This window comes from Gordonia alkanivorans, assembly GCF_004011905.1.
Classification (GTDB): Bacteria; Actinomycetota; Actinomycetes; order Mycobacteriales; family Mycobacteriaceae; genus Gordonia; species Gordonia alkanivorans.
Genome location: NZ_CP027114.1, coordinates 2,600,383 through 2,618,714, shown reverse-complemented (window position 1 = coordinate 2,618,714; position 18,332 = coordinate 2,600,383). Strand labels below are relative to the sequence as shown.

The window sequence follows — 18,332 nt, the reverse complement described above, 5'->3', positions numbered from 1 at the left end:
TTGCTCTGGTCCTCGTTCAGCGCCGTGAGCGCATCACTTGAACCGAGGACAGACTCTAGCGCATGCCGCCGCCGGACAACAAAACGGCAGGTCAACGAGGAGACAGCTGCGGCAGTTGGTTCCGATATCCGGAACCAACTGCCGCAGATCCTACGAGCTCAGTGACCGGCCACGACGTCGGATTCGTCGACCTCCACCGGAGTCCGCGCTCCGGGCAGTAACCAGTAGGCCAGGCACACGACGCCGAAGAACAGGTAGCCGAGCGACACCTCCGGCGCGGCCGCCCACGACACCTCGGGTGCGTGGATGAGCCCGGTGAAGGACAGCACCGCCCCCACCGCCGCGGCGATGGCCGCGAAGTGGAACTTCTTCTCCAGGATGAAGGTGACGATCGTGCCGAGGATGAGGCCGACGAGGACCGCGCCCTCGCCCAGCGTCTTGAGTCCCTCGTAGATCACGCCTGCACCGTTGAGCGCCTCCATGCCCACCTCGTCGACGGTCGTACCCGCTGCCGACAACGCGTTGTCGATGAGTCCCCGCCCCCACTCGGCGAGGTTCGGCAGCAGCGCCGCGACCACCGCGACCGCGTGCAGACGCGGCACGGCCTGGAACGCCTGCGCGCCGATCAGCAGACCGATGAAGAGCAGGATCGGCACGATCGCGGGCACAGGCAGCAGGTAGTTCAGCACCCCGAACAGACCGAGGAAACACAGCACACCGATCGCGACGCCACTGGCCAGCGAGTAGCTCGCGCGGCCGCCGGCGTCCTTCCAGCCGGGATGGCCGATGTACACGGCCGGCGGGAACGGCGAACCGAACGCCGCACCGATGCACGCCCCGGCACCGTCGGCGAGCAGCACGCTGCGCAGGTTGTAGTTGTCCCCCGCCGCCGCAGCGGACTCCACGTTGCTCATCGCCTCCGTGAAGTTGTAGACGCCCAGCGGGATCGCGGTGCCAAGAAGTGGCGCGAGATCACCGAGACCGTTGAACAGCAGGTCGAAGCGCTGATCCGGGATGCCGACCGCGATGTCCTCGACTGCCGCGGTGAGGTCCGGCACCGACATGAATCCGCCGGCCCACCCGATCGCCGTACCGACGAGCAGCGCGGCAAGTCCGACGGGCACGTTGCCCGGCAGCTTCACATCGGTGAAGAAGCCGATGAGGATGATCGCGAGCACCGGCAGACCGATCCACGCGGCCTCCCAGATCTGCCCTGCCGGACGCATCGAGATGAAGGTGATCGAGATACCGGCCAGGGTGCCGAGCATCGCTGCACGCGGCGTCAGCTTGCGTACATAGGGTCCGACGAACGCGCCGATCATCACGATGACGCCGATCATGAACGCCCACGCCAGACCGGCCTGCCAGGCCTGGATGGCGTCCTTGGTGTTCAGATACACCGGCAGCATCACGACGAACACCACGATGAACATGTGCGGCACGCTCGGCCCGTACGGCAGGGCCGTCACATCGTCGCGTCCCTCCCGCGCGACGAGGCGTCGTGCCAGGAACGTGTAGTACAGGTTGCCGAGGATCAGGGCGACGCCCAGCGCGGGCAGAACCGTGCCGAGGACGTTGTCGGGACTGAGGCCGATCACGCCGATCATCAAGCCGGTCAACGTGAGGACGTTGACCAGGATGTTGAAGCCGAGACCGAAGAAGGCGTTGGTGTCTCCGCGCGTCCACCAGGCGACCTTCGTCGTCGGAGTCGGTGACGGCGGGTCGGTGGTCGGAGCTGGATCGGTGGTGGCGCTCATGAATTCCTCCGGACTACTGGGGGTTGGTGGGGAAAACGAGACGCCGATGTCTCGACTGGATGAGTGGTCGATGTCAGACGGCGGGTTCCGCGGGCGCCCGCTCTTTCAGCAGCGGGATGATCGCGGCGCCGGGAGCGGTCCAGCCGAAGATGCCGCCCTGCGCGGCGATCATCTCCAGACCCACACGCTGGAACTCGGGGAAATACGAACCGACGCAATCGGATACGACGACGCATTCGAAGCCGCGGTCGTTGGCCTCACGCGTGGTGGTGTGGACGCACACCTCGGTGGTCACGCCGGTCACGAGCAACTGGGTGATCTGGTTGTCGGCCAGCACCTTCGACAGTTCCGTCGCATAGAACGCACCCTTGCCGGGCTTGTCGATGACAACCTCGGTGTCGAGCGGCGCGAGTTCGTCGACGATGTCGTGCCCGTACTCGCCGCGGATCAGGATGCGCCCGAACGCACCCGGGTCGCCGATCCGCTTCGACGGCGCACCGCGGTGGAGCTTGGCCGGTGGACAATCCGACAGGTCCGGCAGATGCCCTTCCCTGGTGTGGACGACGAGCATCCCGGCTGCCCGCGCCGCATCGAGCAGCGCCGCAAGGGGTTCGACGACGCGCTGCAACTGCGCGACGTCGTTGCCGAGTGCTTCACCGAAACCGCCCGGCAACAGGAAGTCTCGCTGCATGTCGATGATGATCAGTGCGGTGTGGTCCAGATCGAGTTCGATCGGACCGGGTAGTGCCTCGAGGGTGACGGTCTCGGACATCGGGTGGCCTCCCGGGCGGGTGGTTGTCGGGTTTCAGGACGCTGGCAGCGTGGTCGGGGTACGGGCAGCGCTGGATGACATGGACCGGTCACGCGGCTCGTCGAGCAGTGCGGCCGCCAGGTGGAGCACGGTGTCGTCGGTGAGCGCGGCCCCGAGGAGCATCGCGCTGTGCGGCCGCCCATCGGAGGTCACGCCCTGGGGAACCGCGATCCCGGTGAGGTCGAGGAGGTTTCCGAAATGCGTGTAGTGGCCGAGCATGGTGTTGGTCGCGATCGGCTGCGCCAGAACCTCGTCGACGGTGAAGGTCCGCCCGATCGTCGGCACCACGAGGACGTCGATCCCCAACCAGATGCGTCCGACCTCGGCCTTCAGCTCCTGCAACCTCTGCAGCGCGGCGAAAGCGTCGACGGCGGTGTACTTCTCACCGCTGCGGAGGATGTCGCCGACCACCGGGTGGATCTCGTCGGGCTTCGCGGCGAGGAAGTCCCCGAACACGACGAGCCGCTCGGCGACCCACGGACCCGAGTACAGGAGCTCCCCTGCTGCCAGGAACGGCGCCAGGGAGACGTCGACGATCTCGACACCGCCCGGTAACGCCAGATGCGCCAGCCGGTTTCGGAACGCCAGATGCGCCTCCCGCATGGCGTCGTCGCCGAAGAACTCCAACTCCTCCACCGGCGGGAGACCGATCGTGATCGTCGGCCCGTCGAATCCGGGCCCCCGGTCGCGCGACCACGGATCGGCGTCGTCGCGGCCCATCATCACCCTGATGACGCGGTCCATGTCGTCGACGGTCGCGGTCATCGCCGTGATGCAGTCCAGGGATTTGCACGCCGGAACCAGCCCCACGGTGCTGATCAGTCCGCGCGACGGCTTGTATCCGATGATGCCGTTGAGTGCAGCGGGCACGCGCCCCGAGCCGGCCGTGTCGGTGGCGACCGCGAAGGGCACCTCGCCGAGTGCTACCGCGAGCGCCGAGCCGGAACTCGAGCCGCCGGAGATCATCTCGTTGCCGTATACCCCGCGCGGCATCGTGTACGGGGTTCGTGTGCCGTTGAGGCCGGTGGCGAACTGATCGAGGTTGGTCTTGCCGATGCAGAGGGCTCCGGCGTCGAGCAGACGCTGCACAACGGGCGCGGTGGTGTCAGGGACGTAGGCGTAACCGGGGCACGAGAGCGTCGTCGGAACGCCGGCCACGTCGATGGAGTCCTTGACGCCGAACGGGACCCCGTACAGCGGTAGATCGCGCGCGCCGGGTCGGTTCTCGAGTTCCGCGGCCGCGGCGAGAACCTCGTCGCGCGGCACCGTCGACAGCCAGATTCCGTCGTCACCCCGCGCCTCGATGGCGTCGAGGACAACGCGCGCGGTGCGGGACGGAGACCCGCTGCCGTGCAGGTGCGAGTCGAGGATCTCGGCAACCGTGGGACCTGTGGTGGGCCCGCTCGAAAGAGTCAAACCGTCGATTGTCGACAGAATGATGACATCTGCGGAACGTGCGTGTGCCGATTGTGTTAGCAGGTCAGTGAGGGTGTTTGTGCTCTGCGGTCGCCGACACCAAATCCAGATAGTGGAGGTGGCCGTGATCATGCAGGGCGCTGATCGCCGCCGTGGCGTCGTTGCGTTCGAGCGCGTCGAGGATCGCCTGGTGCCGGTTGAACCCGTCGTCGGGTCCGTGGTGGTCGGCGGTCTCGGTCCGGAGGTTGACCGCCATCGGCAGCTGGAGCTTCAGCAGGATCGGCTCGAGGGTGATGTCGAGCTGCCGGTTCCCGGCGAGTCCGACGACCGCGGCGTGAAAACGACGGTGGGCGTCGTCGCGCGCGAGATCGTCTGTGGCACGGCGCATCGCGTCGATCGCCGCACGAAGAGGTGCGAGCTGCGACTCCGGATCGGTCAACGGCAGGGCGGCCTCGACGGCGTACCGCTCGAGCACCTGACGCAGCTCGAACAGCTGCAGGATGTCCCGAGGCGACCACTCCGCGACCCGGACCCCACGACGCGGCTGATGCTCGACGAGCCCCTGCTGCGCGAGCAGCCTCAACGCCTCACGCACAGGGGCCCGGCTGATCCCGAGGTCGGCGCACAGCGTCTCCTCGACGATCTTCTGTCCCGGCGCCAGGTCGCCACTGAGGATGGCGTCCCGGATGCGGCGGCCGGCCACGTCGACAAGGCTCTCCGGCAGCTCGCCGCCACCGTGGGACTCCTCCCCGACCGTCATCCGCACACTCTCCCGTCGCGCCGTGTCCGATTCCGGCCAGTGTAGCGCCGTCGACTGTCGACCGTTTTCCGCCGCAGTTGGCTGCAGTCCCCGATCCCCGGTGCGGTAATCTCCTCCCGCGGGCCGGGTGCCCGCACGGGGAGTTAGCTCAGTTGGTTAGAGCCGTCGACTCATAATCGATTGGTCGCGGGTTCAAGTCCCGCACTCCCCACCACCAGACGACGATCAGTCGCCGGCGATCGCCTCGCGCAGCGCCGCGGTCACGGTGTCCGGGTTGTCGACGTTCATCAGGTGCCCGGAATCCGGGATCACCCGATAGGTCACGTCCGACAGGCCGTCGACGATCATCTTCGCCGCTTTCTCCGGACACAGCGCGTCTCGGTCTGCGGCGATGACGTCGACATGCTGCCGGATCTCGGACAGCCTCGGCGTCAGGGGCTGCTCGCGCACTCCCGCCATCGCGCGGGCCGCGTTCGCGTAGCCGGCACCGTCCCCGACCGCCTCGAGCCTCCCGGCCGTGATCTCGTCGACGCGATCGTGAGCGGACACCAGGCCGGCGACGGTGTCGTCGCGCATCGCGGTGCGGAACTCGTCACTCGAGGTGTCGGCGGCCTGATCGGCGCGCTGCTTGTAGAACTCGGCCGCGGCTCGTCCCACCACCGAGGACGTACCGAGGACGATGGCCCGGCTCACCAGGTCCGGCCGCTCGGCAGCGGCCCAGAGCACGATCGTCCCGCCGGCGGAGAACCCGACCACGATCGCGGGTCCGGTCACCGTCTCGAGGAACCCGACGAGATCCCGACCGAGCTGGTCCAGGGTCCCGTCAGCCTCGCCGACCGTCGTCGAGCCGAAGCCGCGGAGGTCATAGGCGTAGGTGTGCAGATCGGCGAGCTCGCGCTGCGTGTGCGCCCAGCTTCGACTGTCCTCACCCAGTCCGTGCACCAGAACAGTTGGCGTTGAAGAGCTTTCGTCGCTCCCCTGTTCCGCATAGTTCACCGTGAGATCGCCGATCGACACCGTCGTCATGAATCCAGGCTCTCACACCGCCCGTCACCCGATCCCGCTCACCTCTCGACGCGGCACCAGAACTCGGTCTCGCCGGGGACACGCGTCAGGCGCACCTCCCCGCCGCCGGGTCGATCGAAGACCCGGACCCCGTCGCCCAGGAAGACCGGGACGTGGAAGAGCAGGACCTCGTCGAGCAGTCCGGCGTCGATCATCTGACGCGCGACGTCGGCACCGATGACGGTGACGTACCCGTCTCCCGCCAGGCGCTTGGCCTCCTCGACGGCGCGGTTCAGGTCGGAGACGAAGGTGACGCCCTCCTCCGGCTCCGCGGGTGGGTTGTGCGTGAGAACCACTGTGGGTCCCGAGAATTCACCCTCGAACGCACCCTCGCGGTCCGTCCCCTTGTTGGGGTCGTCGCCGCGGAAGCTCCGATTGCCCACCAGCAGGGAGCCGGTGCTCTCCCGGAGACGCAGAGCCGCGGTGCTGTCACCACCCTCCCCGGCGTCCTCGCCGAAGAATCGCGTCAGCCAGGACATGTCGCCGCCGGGACCGGCGATGAAGCCGTCGAGCGATGCCGCTGCCGAGTAGATCGTCGTCGCCATGTGGTGTTCTCCGTTCAGATGTGGTCGATGTGCAGACCGGGTGAACGACGAGAACTCATCGCGACGAGTGGCTCAGCCGACGTCGACCGTCGGGTCGAGAGCCTGTTCGAGAAGGCTACGACGGTAGGCCTCCAGGGCCACGAGATCACCGAAGACCGCGTTGTAACCGTCCGGGTCGTCACTCGGGGCCATCCGGCGCAGACGCGACTTGATGTCGGCGATCTGCGAACCGACCCACACCTCCTGTAGCCGGGCGAGGACGCTGGTGATGTAGCGGGCGATGTTGTCCTCGTCGACGGGCATCGACTCGACGGCGAGCTCGGTGACCAGCGGGTCGATGACCGGGTCGTCGACGGCGTTGCGCACAGAGTCGACCCAGGCGGCCCCGCCCAGGCCCGACGACGTACCGCCGATACTGATCATCGCCTGTCGCACAATGGCATACGCGGGTTCGTCGAAGCATTCGACGGGCAGCGAGTCGAAGACGGTGCCGGCGATCGCCGGGTATTGCAGCGCGGCCTTGAGAGCTTCGCGCTGGGGCCACAGCCGCGGGTCGTTGGGCTGGGGACGGGCGGACGTCGGCGCGGCCTCCGCCTCCGGCCGGTTGCGTGCGGGCCCACCGCGCCGCCCACCGCGCCCGGAATCACCGCCGCCCTTCGCCTTCCGAATCCTCGCACCCTCTTCCCGCACCCGCCCGAGGACCTGACTCACTTCCTCCCAGCCGACCCAGCCGGCGAGCTGACGGGCGTACTCGTCGCGCAGCGCGATGTCCTTGATGCGGGCGACCACCGGGACCGTGTCACGCAGGGCGTGCACGCGCCCCTCGGCGGTGTCCAGGTCGTGTTCGGTCAGCAGCGTCTTGATGGCGAACTCGAACATCGGAACCCGGCGCGCGATGAGGTCGCGGACCGCGGCGTCACCCCGGGCCTGCCGGAGCTCGCACGGGTCCATACCCTCCGGCGCGATGGCCACGAAGGTCTGACCCGAGATGGACTGTTCCCCCTCGAAAGCCTTGAGCGCGGCGGCCTTTCCGGCGTCGTCTCCGTCGAAGGTGTAGATGACCTCGCCGCGGAAGTACGAGTCGTCCATCATCAGACGGCGGATCAGCGCGAGGTGGTCCTCACCGAAGGCGGTGCCACACGAGGCGACGGCGGTGGTGACACCGGCGAGATGCATGGCCATGACGTCGGTGTAACCCTCGACCACGACGACCTGATGCCCCTTGGCGATGCTCTTCTTCGCGTGGTCGAGACCGAACAACACCTGAGACTTCTTGTACAGCATGGTCTCCGGCGTGTTCATGTACTTGCCGAGGTTGTCGTCGTCGTAGAGCTTGCGGGCACCGAAGCCGATGATGTCGCCGCCGAGATTGCGGATGGGCCAGAGCAGTCGGCGATGGAATCGGTCGATGGGACCCTTGCGTCCCTGCTTGGACAGCCCGGCCGCCTCGAGTTCGCTGAACTCGAATCCCTGCGACAGCAGTGCCTTGGTCATCGTGTCCCAGCCGGCGGGCGCGTATCCGCAGCCGAACCGGATCGCAGCCGCGGCGTCGAAGTCGCGCTCCGACAAGTAGTCCCGCGCCGCCTGCGCCTCCGGGGTCTGTAGCTTCTCCTGGTAGAACTTCGCGGCGGCGGCATTGGCGGCGACCAGCCGGGCGCGGGTGCCACGGTCCCGTTTGATCGCGGTGCCGCCACCCTCGTAGTTGATCTGGTAGCCGAGCCGGTCGGCGAGTTGCTCGACCGCCTCGACGAAACTGATGTGCTCCTGCTTCTGCAAGAAGCTGTAGACATCGCCTCCCTCACCGCAGCCGAAGCAGTGGAAGTGGCCGTGGTTGGGGCGGACGTGGAACGACGGCGACTTCTCGTCGTGGAACGGGCACAGTCCCTTGAGGCTGTCGGCACCGGCGCGGCGCAGTGCGACGTAGTCGCCGACGATGTCCTCGATCCTCGTCTGCTCACGGATCGCCGTGATGTCACGATCGGGGATTCGGCCTGCCACGCGTCCAGTGTAGTGACCTCCCGACGCGGGGATGACCGGGCGCTTCACACACGCCGACACCACCCGGCGACCGACCTCACCCCAGGTGCGCTTGCGCTCCGGAGTTCTGCTTGTCGGTGCGTTCCAGGCGGCCCTCGGTCATCGACGCGATCTGGTCGACGATGACCCGCATCCGGGCGGCGTCGTCGGTCGCCGCGTTCCACCAGGGCACGAAGATCGGGTCGAGCCCTCCGGGAGCGGCCTCGACGAACCAATTGGCGACACGGTGGATGCGTTCCCGCTGCCGTTGCTGGGTCGCCTTGTGGCGTTCGTTGGAGAAGATGAATCGCAACGCCATGGTCTTGAGCATCGGGACCTCGGCGGCGATGAGCGGCGGCACCTCGAGATCGGCGTCGTAGCGGGAGACCGGTCGGTCTCCGACCACCGCCCGGGTGCCGGTGATGGCCGCCGATGCGAAACGCCCGATCAGCTCGCTGGTCAGTCGCTTGAGGGCGACGTAGGAGTCGAGCGTGCCGTCGAAGACGCCGACCGCCCGCACGATGTCCATCTCGTAGAGTCGCTGGGCCGCGTCGACGAGTGCCTCCGGGTCGAGGCCCGGGAATTCCTTGGCGCCGATCTCGGCCATCTCCCGACGATCCTGCGGGTCGCCGAGGCTTCGGAGGTCGATACGACCGCCGATGACTCCGTCCTCGAGGTCGTGCACGGAGTACGCGACGTCGTCGGACCAGTCCATGATCTGCGCCTCGATGCACTTACGGGCCCCCGGGGCGTCCCGGCGAACCCAGGCGAGCGTCGCGGCATCGTCGTCGTAGGCGCCGAACTTGCCTCCGGGACTGCGCCGCGTCCACGGGTATTTCAGCGTCGCGTCGAGCGACGCGCGCGTCAGATTGAGGCCCGCACTGACGCCGTCGGCGTCGAGCAGCTTCGGTTCCAGCCGCGTGAGGATGCGGAGGTTCTGCGCGTTGCCTTCGAAGCCGCCACAGTCGACGGCCACCTCGTCGAGCGCCCGTTCCCCGTTGTGCCCGTACGGCGGATGCCCGATGTCGTGGGCGAGGCCGGCGAGTTCGACGAGGTCGGGTTCGGCACCCAGGCCGATGGCGATGCCCCGCCCGATCTGACCCACCTCGAGAGAATGGGTCAGCCGGGTACGCGGGGTGTCGCCTTCGCGTGGTCCGACGACCTGTGTCTTGTCGGCCAGCCGACGCAACGCGGCAGAGTGCAGCACGCGCGCACGGTCGCGCGCGAAATCGCTGCGATGATCCGTTCGGGTGCCCGGAAGACTCGCGACCTTGGCACCCTCAGGGACATAACGTTCGACGGCCTCGTCGCCGTAGGGGGCCACGGCCGGGAGGACATGGCCGGCGGCGCCGGAACCGGATTGGGTGCTAGTCAAGCACCCAGCCCCGGCCGACCGCGAAATCGGTGACCCGCTGGCGGATGGCCACGATCTGGCGTGCGGTGAGGTCGTCGTCGGCGTCGAGGAGCAACTCGGTCAGCTCCTCGGTGAAGGCGCCTGCATCGAGCGAACCGCTGCCGCCGCGCGGGCGTCGGCTGCCGCGGTCGTCACGATCGTCACGACGGTGGCCCCGATCGCCGCGATCCCCACGACCGTGGTGCTCGTCGCGACGATGCGCACGCGCACCTGCCGAATCGTCGGCCGGAGCCGCCTCGGTCACGGCGACGTTGATCGCCTTGGAACCGCGATCGGTCTCCTCGATGTCGAACGACACCTTGGCACCCGGCTTCAGCGAGCTCTCGTCGATGTCGATGTCGTTGATGTGGAGGAACACATCGGCACCGCCCGACTCCGGCGCCAAGAACCCGAATCCCCGATTTGCGTCGTAATGAACGACTTTCCCGCTGACAGACACGACTCCACTCACTCTCTCGTCGCGCACATGACGGCCCCATGCCCTCCTCCGCGCGACAACTCGCCATCAAGTGTGACAGACATCAGCAGGTCAGGCGGAATCGTGACCGCTCCGCCACACCCGGTACCCGGGTGTGGCGGCGGGCGATCAGGCGCCGAGCAGCTTGCCGCCGAGATATTCGGCGACCTTGTCGAGGGCGACGCGCTCCTGGCTCATGGTGTCGCGCTCACGCACGGTCACGGCCTGGTCGTCGAGGGTGTCGAAGTCGACGGTCACGCAGAACGGCGTGCCGATCTCGTCCTGACGGCGGTAACGCTTGCCGATTCCCTGCGCGTCGTCGAACTCGACGTTCCAGTGCTTGCGCAGTTCGGCGGCGAGATCGCGCGCCTTCGGCGACAGCTTCTCGTTGCGCGACAGCGGCAGGACCGCGACCTTGATCGGGGCGAGGCGACGGTCGAGGCGCAGCACCGTTCGGGTGTCGGTGCCGCCCTTGGCGTTCGGCACCTCCTCCTCGGTGTAGGCGTCGCACAGGAACGCCATCAGCGAACGGGTCAGACCGGCTGCCGGCTCGATGACGTACGGCGTGTAGCGCTCGCCGGTGGCCTGGTCGAAGAACGACAGGTCCTCACCGGAGTGCTTGCTGTGGGTCGAGAGGTCGTAGTCGGTGCGGTTCGCGACGCCTTCGAGCTCGCCCCACGGGTTGCCGGCGAAACCGAACTTGTACTCGACGTCGACGGTCCGCTTGGAGTAGTGCGACAGCTTCTCCTTGGGGTGGTCGTAGAGTCGCAGGTTCTCCGGATCGATACCCAGGTTCGTGTACCAGTTGAAGCGCTGATCGATCCAGTACTGGTGCCACTCTTCGTCTTCGCCCGGCTTGACGAAGAACTCCATCTCCATCTGCTCGAACTCGCGCGTGCGGAAGATGAAGTTGCCCGGCGTGATCTCGTTGCGGAAACTCTTGCCGATCTGCGCGATGCCGAACGGCGGCTTCTTGCGCGCGGTGGTCATCACGTTCTTGAAGTTCACGAAGATGCCCTGCGCGGTCTCCGGACGGAGGTAATGCAGCCCCTCTTCGTCGTCGACGGGGCCGAGGAAGGTCTTCATCAGACCGCTGAACGCCTTGGGCTCGGTCCAGTTGCCGGGCTGGCCGGTCTCCGGGTCGTTGATGTCGGCCAGGCCGTTCTCCGGCGGGTGGCCGTGCTTGGCCTCGTAGGCCTCGATCAGGTGATCGGCGCGGTAGCGCTTGTGGGTGTGCAGCGACTCGACGAGCGGATCGGTGAACACCTCGACGTGGCCCGACGCCTCCCAGACCTGGCGCGGCAGGATGACCGACGAGTCGAGACCGACGACGTCCTCACGGCTGATGACCATGCTCCGCCACCACTGCCGCTTGATGTTGTCCTTGAGTTCGACGCCGAGCGGGCCGTAATCCCAGGCCGACTTGGTGCCGCCGTAGATCTCACCGCACTGGTAGACCAGACCCCTGCGCTTGGCGAGGTTGACGACGGATTCCACTTTGGACTGGGCGGCCACGGTTAACTGCTCTCCACGGGTTGAGGTATTCGGCTTTTGTACTGTCCTGCTCGTGCGCGGTGCGACCGGGTGGGGTCAGCGTGCGCACGGCAACCCCTACAGACTACCGAGCGGGACCTGCGTTCGACGAAACCAGTCGGTTCGGTAGGCCGTCCACCTCCACCGGCGATGCCGCCCCACCGGAACTGTCACAGTGGCAGGGTGATCCCTCGAGCTCGATTGCTGCCCGTCGTCGCGACTGCGGCCACGGTGGCCCTTCTCGCCGGCTGTACCGACGCCCGAACCGAGAGCCCGGTGCGCAGCGCCACCTCGGCGCCCGTCTCGACGCCGGCCGTCCAACCGCCGATCGGCGAGGTCACCCCGGCCGGTCTGGCCGACGCGGTCACCCTCGACCGCGTCATGGGGCACGTCCGAGCCTTCCAGCAGATCGCGGACAACCACGGCGGTACCCGCGCGTCGGGTACCCCCGGCTACGACGCCTCGGTCGACTACGTAGCCGGACTACTGCGCGGCGCCGGGTTCGAGGTCACGACGCCGGAGTTCAGCTACAAGCGCTACGACCTCGAGTCGGTGAAGTTCTCCGCCGACGGCCGCGACGTGAAGGGACACGTGCTCGAGTACTCGGTCGGGACCCGCGAGCCGGTCACCGCGAAACCGGTGACCGTCGCCGCTGCGGGGTGCGCACCCGCCGACTTCCCGGCCGACGTGCGCGGGGCCTTCGCGGTGATCACCCGTGGTGACTGCACCTTCACGGACAAGGCCCGCCACGCTCAGTCGGCGGGAGCGGTCGGAGTCGTCATCGTGAACAACGAGGACGGGCCGCCGTTCGGGTTGACCCTCGGCACCGAAGACGTGCCGGACATACCCGTTCTCGCAGTGTCACGCGACGACGCCGACCAGGTGCGCGAGGCCGAGCAACTGCGGCTGGAGGTCGACGCGGAGACCACCCCGATCACGACCCGCAACATCATCGCCGAGACCCGCACCGGGACGCCCGACGACGTCGTGATGGCGGGCGCCCACCTCGACAGCGTCGTCGAAGGACCAGGCATGAACGACAACGCGAGCGGAAGTTCGGCGGTCCTCGAGACGGCGTTGCGCCTCGGGTCGTCACCCCGGGTCCCCCACCGGATGCGCTTCGCGTTCTGGGGCGGCGAGGAGGACGGTCTGGTCGGCTCCAGCGAGTACGTCGGCGGTCTCGACGCCGCCGGACGACGCGCCCTCGCGCTGTATCTGAACTTCGACATGCTCGCCTCCCCCAACGGCGGGTACTTCACCTACGACGGCGACGACTCCGAACGCAACGGCGCCGCGGCGGGTCCCGCCGGCTCCGACGGCATCGAACGCGTCTTCGCGAAGTTCTATGCCGACCGGGGAATACAGCTGGGCGCGGCCGATTTCGACGGTCGATCCGACTACGGTCCGTTCATCGCGGTCGGTATACCGGCCGGCGGCGTGGCAACCGGGGCCGAGCGGAAGAAGAGCGAGAAGGAAGCCGAGATGTGGGGCGGAGAGGCCGGGGTGGCCTTCGATCCGAACTATCACAGCCCCCGCGACACGATCGACAACATCAACACTGACCTGCTGGCCGTCAACGCCGCCGCAGTCGCCCACGCGGTGGCCGCCTACGCGCTCGCGACGAACGGTCCCGACGGCGTTCCGTCGGTCGAACGGCGGCAACGGACCGAAGGCTGACTCCGCCGTCACTGATTGAAAACCATTTCCGTTAGAATGGCGGCAGTGTTGTCACGCGAGCGTTCCGGGAGGAGTGACATGTCGGCTGAACCCATCAAGGGATCCGGTCAGTTCGGCGCGTCCGGACCGGCCGACGACTCCGACGCCGCCGCACGGGAAGCCGCCGCCGACCTGTTGCGGGCTCTCGCTTCCCCCACCCGCGTCGCGATCGTGCTCTCTCTGCGTGAGCGCGTCCAATGTGTGCACGAGCTCGTCGGCCACCTCGGTCTGAGCCAGCCGCTCGTCAGCCAGCACCTTCGCGTCCTCAAGGACGCCGGCGTCGTCCGCGGCCATCGCAACGGTCGCGAGATCACCTACGAACTGCTCGACGACCACGTCGCCCACATCGTCGTCGACGCACTGGTCCACGCGAACGAGACCAACCGCGGCCCGTCGGTGGTGTCCGAATGACCGGCGTCGAGGCATCCGGCCCGCAGCCGGTCACCGGAGTCCGTTCGACGCGCCAGCGCGCGGCCATCGCCGACGCCCTCGCCGGCACCGACGACTTCTGCTCGGCCCAGGAACTCCACGAGATCCTCAAGGGCCGAGGCGAGTCCATCGGCCTGACCACCGTGTATCGCAACCTGCAGGCCCTGAGCCAGGCCGGTCAGATCGACGTCCTGTGGGACGGGTCCGGCGAAACCCGGTACCGCCACTGCTCGTCGGGACACCACCATCACCTGGTGTGCCGCAACTGCGGAACCACCGTCGAGGTGCAGGCCGACCCGGTCGAGAAGTGGGCCGCGACCATCGCCGCCGAACACGGCTTCACCGACATCAATCACACGGTCGAGGTCTTCGGCCTGTGCGCGAACTGCCAAGGGTGCCAGCGCAACTGACGCAGCGTGGAGCGACCTCAGTCCGGAAGTGCTACGTCGCCACCAGTCGCTCGGCGGCGTCGACCCCGGCGGCGAGTACGATGTGCAGGACCGTCAGCAGCGGCAGGTCGTCGAGTCGGCCCGCTGGAAATGTGTAGTACTGCAACACGTCTGTCGTGACACCGGCCGGATCGGACCGACGCAGACTCCCGAAGCTCAACTGAGCGCCGAAGGCCTCCACGTCGTCGCGCAGGGTCGGGGTGTTGGGCAGGTCCATGGCCACCATCTGGGTCACGGCGAGGACGTCGAGGCCGTCCGACAGCGTCAGCACCCGGATCGATGCACGCGTCGGACCGACCTGCACCACAACCGATTCCGCGTCGGGTCGGTCGACGGGACCGAGCTCGGCCACGATGACGGCGGTACGTTCGAGCAGTGCGGCGGCATCGGTCACGACGGGTTCACCCCACCGAAGCGACGGTCGCGGGAGGCGTACTCGAGGCACGCGTCCCACAGGTCGCGGCGGTCGAAGTCGGGGAACAGCTTCTCCTGGTAGACCATCTCGGCGTAGGCCGACTGCCACAGCAGGAAGTTCGAGATGCGCTGTTCACCCGACGGACGCAGGAACAGGTCGACGTCGGGCATGTCGGGCTCGTCGAGGTAACGCGCGAAGGTCGACTCGGTGATGCGCTCGGGATCGATCTCGCCACGTGCGGCGCGACGGGCGATCTCACGGGCGGCGTCGGCGATCTCGGCGCGGCCACCGTAGTTGACGCACATCGTCAGCGTCATCACGGTGTTGTCCTTGGTCAGTTCCTCGGCGATCTCGAGTTCGCGGATGACGCTGCGCCACAGTCGGGGTCGGCGACCCGCCCAGCGGACACGAACGCCCATCTCGTGCATCTCGTCGCGGCGCCGGCGGATGACGTCGCGGTTGAAGCCCATCAGAAAACGCACCTCTTCGGGGCTGCGCGACCAGTTCTCGGTCGAGAAGGCGTAGGCCGACAGCCATCCGACGCCCAATTCGATGCAGCCGCAGACGGTGTCCATCAGGACGGCCTCACCGCGCTTGTGTCCTTCGGTTCGCGGCAGTCCGCGGTCGGTGGCCCAGCGCCCGTTGCCGTCCATCACCAGAGCCACGTGTTTGGGCACGAACTGGGCGGGAATGGCCGGGGGCCGAGCACCGCTGGGATGGGGATCCGGGGCACGAACCTCCGTACGTGGGCTCGTCGGCTTGCGTCCCTTCGACGAACTACCCGGCCGCAACGCCATCGTCGACTCTCCTCACCCCGTCGTCCACCACTGGTTCGACACCCGGTTCCATCAGCCTATGAGGCGCCGTGCGTTCGATGAGCGGCAGGGTTCGGAGCTGACGTTCGAGATGCCATTGCAGATGCGCGGCGGTGAGGCCGCTGGCCTGGCGGCGCAGGGAGTTCGACGACTCCTCCACGTGTTCCCACTGACCGCGGAACAGCGCGTCCATGAGGTCGAGCACGCCGGGCGACGGGGTGGCCGAGCCGGGTGGCCGGCAGTGTAGGCACACCGCCCCGCCGGCGGCGACGTGGAAGGCCCGGTGCGGACCGGGGTTGGCGCAGCGCGCACATTCCTCCAGCGCGGGCATCCAGCCGGCGCTGTACATGGCGCGCAGCAGGTAGGCGTCGAGGATCAGTTCCCGCGGCCGACGGTCCTCGGCCAGCGCCTGCAACGCACCCACCGTGAGGCGGTGCAGCTGGCGGGTGGGTGCGCGTTCCTCACCCGCCAGCCGCTCGGCGGTCTCGAGGACCGCGCAGGCCGTCGTGTAGCGCCCGTAGTCGGCGACGATCGCGTCGGTGAGGGCGTGCAGGCTGTGCACCTGGGTGACGACGTCGAGGCTGCGCCCCGGGTACAGATGCACGTCGATGTGGGCGAAGGGTTCGAGACGGGCGCCGAACTTCGACCGTGTCCGGCGCACCCCCTTGGCGACCGCGCGCACGAGCCCGTGCTCCGCGGTCAGCAGGGTGATGATGCGGTCGGCTTCGCCCAGCTTGTGCTGGCGGAGCACGACGGCCTCATCCCGGTAGAACCTCACCCGCCGATTGTCCCACCGTCCACCGACACCGCCGACCCCGACATGCCCTTCCGATACGCCCTTCGCAAGCTCGGGTCTACTCGAGCAGCAGTGGGTCAGCGCGGGCTGATGTCGAACGAGGTGAGCGGACGCAGCAGCGACCGTTTCTTCTCGACGTGGCCGCCCATCCGGTCGAGGATCGAGGTGAGCGCCTCGATGGCCTCGACGATGTACGGACCTTTGTTCAACATGACCCCCTCAGCACGGCGGCTCATCGCGGCGTCGGTGACCTCAGCACGAGACGGAACACCCTTCTTCGCCAGGCCGTCGAGAACCTGCGTGGCCCAGATGACCGGAATGTGCGCGGCCTCGCAGAGCCACAGGATCTCCTCCTGCACCTCGGCCAGCCGGCCGAACCCGACCTCCACGGCGAGGTCCCCTCGCGCGATCATCACGCCGACCGCATCCCATCGCATCGCCTCGAAGAGCATCTGCGGCAGCGATTCGAAAGCGGCGCGGGTCTCGACCTTGAGCACGATCCCGACGTTCCGGGCGTCGAGGCGCTCGAGTTCGGCGATAAGGTCGGCGACATCCTCCGGCGACCGGACGAACGAGAAGTTGACCATGTCCGCGTGCGTCGCCACGAACTCGAGAGCAGCGCGGTCCTCCGGTGTCAGCGCGGGGATGTGGAGAGTGGTGTCCGGGAGGTTGACGCCCTTCTCGGCTCGCAGTTTGGTGCCCTTCGGGCCGGCGCGTTCGATGTCGACGACGATCTCGTCGTCGAACCTCTCGCGTACGCGTCCGGCGATCTTCCCGTCGTCGAACAGCACCCGGTGCCCCGGTTCGACATCGTCGAAGGCGTTCCCGAGTTCGCATCCGATCCGATGTGGTCCGACCCTGGTCGCGGGTGAGGGCGCGAGGTCACGCTGGAGTCGGATCTCGTCGCCGGTGCGGATCAACAGATGCTGGCGCTTCTCCGGCAAATCCCCGACGACGAGAGCCTTTCCGCGGAGCCGTTTTCCCGTGATCGACGCCCCGGTCCGGTAGTAGACGGTGCGATCGCATTCGGCGTCGATCCCGGCCTCGGACACCGCGACGACGTCCAGGCGTCGACGGCGACCGCGTGCGTCGCGAAGCCGGAGTCGGTTGCCCTGGCACACCGCGCCGAGGTCGTCGACCGGGATGATCGCGTCGATGCCGTCGGGCAGGGCGTGATCGGGATCGGGCGGGGTCGTACTCATCCGCACCCGTGATCGGCGTTCGACGGTCCCGTCGTCGGCTCGGACGGGTTTCACCTTCACGACCTTCGGTCCCGGCTCGAGCGGACCGGTGCGGAGTTTGGGCCCGGCCAGATCCATCGCGACACGCACGCGCCCGGGGAGTCCGCGCACCGACTCGATCATCCGCGCCCATTCGGCGGGTCCGTCGTGGGCGCAGTTCACCCGTGCCACATCCATCCCGGCCTCGCCCATGCGTCGCACCAGACCCGGGTCGTCGGCGGCCTGGGTCGGCATCGTGACCATCACCCGGCTGGCTCGTCTACCGTGCTCGTCGCCGGGCCGGTCGGCGGTCACGTCGTCGGCCCCACCCGGGTGCACGCTGCCCAACAACTGGTCGCGGTTGGCGCCGAGAACCCGTACCCCGTCGGAGAGATCACCCCAGATCGGGTGTCTGCGTCTGCCTGCGGCGAGGGCGTCGACGGTCTCGATGACCGTCTCGATCCAGGAGTAGACGATCGATTCCATCCGGCCGAGACTCGACAACCCGTGGGCGGCCATCGACGACTGCAGCGGACGCAGATCCCGCCGTCGCACCGTGACGTAGTGCACGAGGTTGCGCGCGCTCTGCCGATGCTGTTCGGCCACCGCGGAGATCAGCGGCCCCGCGAGCTCCTCCGCACGGTCGAGCTCGTCCCGCAGGTCGTGCAAAGCGACCGACATCTCCGCGATCGACATCTCCACCGACGTACCCATGCAT

General features: G+C 67.8%; 17 protein-coding genes and 1 tRNA gene. 4 read left to right on the top strand and 14 right to left on the bottom strand.

Translation table 11 applies throughout. The features are described 5' to 3' along the window. Positions 1-158: 158 nt before the first annotated feature. From C5O27_RS11830 to C5O27_RS11815, 4 genes are all read right to left on the bottom strand, one after another. The gene (locus tag C5O27_RS11830; protein WP_127962778.1) at positions 159-1,757 is read right to left on the bottom strand and encodes a SulP family inorganic anion transporter; all 1,599 of its coding nucleotides are present in this window, start codon (positions 1,755-1,757) and stop codon (positions 159-161) included. Positions 1,758-1,830: 73 nt separating this feature from the next. Next, a complete protein-coding gene (locus tag C5O27_RS11825) occupies positions 1,831-2,529 on the bottom strand; it encodes a cysteine hydrolase family protein (RefSeq protein ID WP_127962777.1) in 699 nt (232 codons plus the stop codon). A 33-nt stretch (positions 2,530-2,562) separates the two neighbouring features. After that, complete coding sequence (locus C5O27_RS11820; RefSeq protein ID WP_127962776.1) at positions 2,563-3,984, bottom strand: allophanate hydrolase; 1,422 nt, start codon at positions 3,982-3,984, stop codon at positions 2,563-2,565. Between the two features lie 64 nt (positions 3,985-4,048). Then, positions 4,049-4,744 (bottom strand): GntR family transcriptional regulator, encoded by a 696-nt coding sequence (locus tag C5O27_RS11815; protein WP_006356762.1) that lies wholly within the window; start codon positions 4,742-4,744, stop codon positions 4,049-4,051. A gap of 137 nt (positions 4,745-4,881) precedes the next feature. On the opposite strand from C5O27_RS11815, the gene C5O27_RS11810 reads away from it, so the two are divergent. Next, positions 4,882-4,958, top strand: a tRNA-Ile gene (locus C5O27_RS11810). Positions 4,959-4,969: 11 nt separating this feature from the next. Here C5O27_RS11810 and C5O27_RS11805 read toward each other — a convergent pair. The 6 genes from C5O27_RS11805 to C5O27_RS11780 all read right to left on the bottom strand — a co-directional run bounded on the left by C5O27_RS11805 (position 4,970) and on the right by C5O27_RS11780 (position 11,756). Continuing rightward, positions 4,970-5,770, bottom strand: a complete 801-nt coding sequence (locus tag C5O27_RS11805) for an alpha/beta fold hydrolase (RefSeq protein ID WP_006356761.1) — start codon at positions 5,768-5,770, stop codon at positions 4,970-4,972. A 38-nt stretch (positions 5,771-5,808) separates the two neighbouring features. Next, the gene (locus tag C5O27_RS11800) at positions 5,809-6,354 is read right to left on the bottom strand and encodes a dihydrofolate reductase family protein (protein ID WP_127962775.1); all 546 of its coding nucleotides are present in this window, start codon (positions 6,352-6,354) and stop codon (positions 5,809-5,811) included. Between the two features lie 72 nt (positions 6,355-6,426). Further along, the gene (gene dnaG, locus C5O27_RS11795) at positions 6,427-8,352 is read right to left on the bottom strand and encodes a DNA primase (RefSeq protein ID WP_127962774.1); all 1,926 of its coding nucleotides are present in this window, start codon (positions 8,350-8,352) and stop codon (positions 6,427-6,429) included. Between the two features lie 76 nt (positions 8,353-8,428). After that, positions 8,429-9,745 carry a deoxyguanosinetriphosphate triphosphohydrolase gene (locus tag C5O27_RS11790; protein WP_127962773.1) on the bottom strand — a complete coding sequence of 439 codons (1,317 nt, stop codon included), beginning with the start codon at positions 9,743-9,745 and terminating at the stop codon, positions 8,429-8,431. Then, positions 9,738-10,223, bottom strand: coding sequence for a cold-shock protein (locus C5O27_RS11785; protein WP_042376324.1), 486 nt, complete (start codon positions 10,221-10,223; stop codon positions 9,738-9,740). Before C5O27_RS11785 ends, C5O27_RS11790 begins: the two co-directional genes overlap by 8 nt. Positions 10,224-10,370: 147 nt before the next feature. Next, positions 10,371-11,756 carry a glycine--tRNA ligase gene (locus C5O27_RS11780; RefSeq protein ID WP_127962772.1) on the bottom strand — a complete coding sequence of 462 codons (1,386 nt, stop codon included), beginning with the start codon at positions 11,754-11,756 and terminating at the stop codon, positions 10,371-10,373. 201 nt (positions 11,757-11,957) lie between these two features. On the opposite strand from C5O27_RS11780, the gene C5O27_RS11775 reads away from it, so the two are divergent. The 3 genes from C5O27_RS11775 to C5O27_RS11765 all read left to right on the top strand — a co-directional run bounded on the left by C5O27_RS11775 (position 11,958) and on the right by C5O27_RS11765 (position 14,329). Continuing rightward, positions 11,958-13,451 (top strand): M28 family peptidase, encoded by a 1,494-nt coding sequence (locus tag C5O27_RS11775; protein ID WP_244216503.1) that lies wholly within the window; start codon positions 11,958-11,960, stop codon positions 13,449-13,451. A 78-nt stretch (positions 13,452-13,529) separates the two neighbouring features. Continuing rightward, positions 13,530-13,901 carry an ArsR/SmtB family transcription factor gene (locus C5O27_RS11770; protein WP_006356731.1) on the top strand — a complete coding sequence of 124 codons (372 nt, stop codon included), beginning with the start codon at positions 13,530-13,532 and terminating at the stop codon, positions 13,899-13,901. Further along, entirely contained in the window at positions 13,898-14,329 is a 432-nt protein-coding gene (locus C5O27_RS11765; protein ID WP_005199285.1) for a Fur family transcriptional regulator, read from the top strand. Before C5O27_RS11770 ends, C5O27_RS11765 begins: the two co-directional genes overlap by 4 nt. Before the next feature lie 31 nt (positions 14,330-14,360). On the opposite strand, the gene C5O27_RS11760 is transcribed toward C5O27_RS11765, so the two are convergent. The 4 genes from C5O27_RS11760 to C5O27_RS11745 form a co-directional block, all read right to left on the bottom strand. Further along, positions 14,361-14,762: a hypothetical protein gene (locus tag C5O27_RS11760; protein WP_006356730.1), complete on the bottom strand. Its 402-nt coding sequence runs from the start codon at positions 14,760-14,762 to the stop codon at positions 14,361-14,363. Further along, positions 14,759-15,580 (bottom strand): isoprenyl transferase, encoded by an 822-nt coding sequence (locus C5O27_RS11755; protein WP_006356729.1) that lies wholly within the window; start codon positions 15,578-15,580, stop codon positions 14,759-14,761. The genes C5O27_RS11760 and C5O27_RS11755 overlap by 4 nt, the downstream gene beginning before the upstream one ends. Then, positions 15,561-16,376: a DNA repair protein RecO gene (recO, locus tag C5O27_RS11750; RefSeq protein WP_127962771.1), complete on the bottom strand. Its 816-nt coding sequence runs from the start codon at positions 16,374-16,376 to the stop codon at positions 15,561-15,563. Before recO ends, C5O27_RS11755 begins: the two co-directional genes overlap by 20 nt. 95 nt (positions 16,377-16,471) lie before the next feature. Continuing rightward, a complete protein-coding gene (locus tag C5O27_RS11745) occupies positions 16,472-18,328 on the bottom strand; it encodes a pyruvate kinase (RefSeq protein WP_127962770.1) in 1,857 nt (618 codons plus the stop codon). Between the last annotated feature and the right edge of the window lie 4 nt (positions 18,329-18,332).

Bases quoted from the DNA above. Each gene is read 5' to 3' on its own strand.
- C5O27_RS11815 (WP_006356762.1), bottom strand. From the start codon at position 4,744: ATGACGGTCGGGGAGGAGTCCCACGGTGGCGGCGAGCTGCCGGAGAGC.
- C5O27_RS11765 (WP_005199285.1), top strand. From the start codon at position 13,898: ATGACCGGCGTCGAGGCATCCGGCCCGCAGCCGGTCACCGGAGTCCGT.
- C5O27_RS11805 (WP_006356761.1), bottom strand. From the start codon at position 5,770: ATGACGACGGTGTCGATCGGCGATCTCACGGTGAACTATGCGGAACAG.
- C5O27_RS11745 (WP_127962770.1), bottom strand. From the start codon at position 18,328: ATGGGTACGTCGGTGGAGATGTCGATCGCGGAGATGTCGGTCGCTTTG.
- C5O27_RS11755 (WP_006356729.1), bottom strand. From the start codon at position 15,580: ATGGCGTTGCGGCCGGGTAGTTCGTCGAAGGGACGCAAGCCGACGAGC.
- C5O27_RS11800 (WP_127962775.1), bottom strand. From the start codon at position 6,354: ATGGCGACGACGATCTACTCGGCAGCGGCATCGCTCGACGGCTTCATC.
- C5O27_RS11830 (WP_127962778.1), bottom strand. From the start codon at position 1,757: ATGAGCGCCACCACCGATCCAGCTCCGACCACCGACCCGCCGTCACCG.
- C5O27_RS11825 (WP_127962777.1), bottom strand. From the start codon at position 2,529: ATGTCCGAGACCGTCACCCTCGAGGCACTACCCGGTCCGATCGAACTC.
- C5O27_RS11770 (WP_006356731.1), top strand. From the start codon at position 13,530: ATGTCGGCTGAACCCATCAAGGGATCCGGTCAGTTCGGCGCGTCCGGA.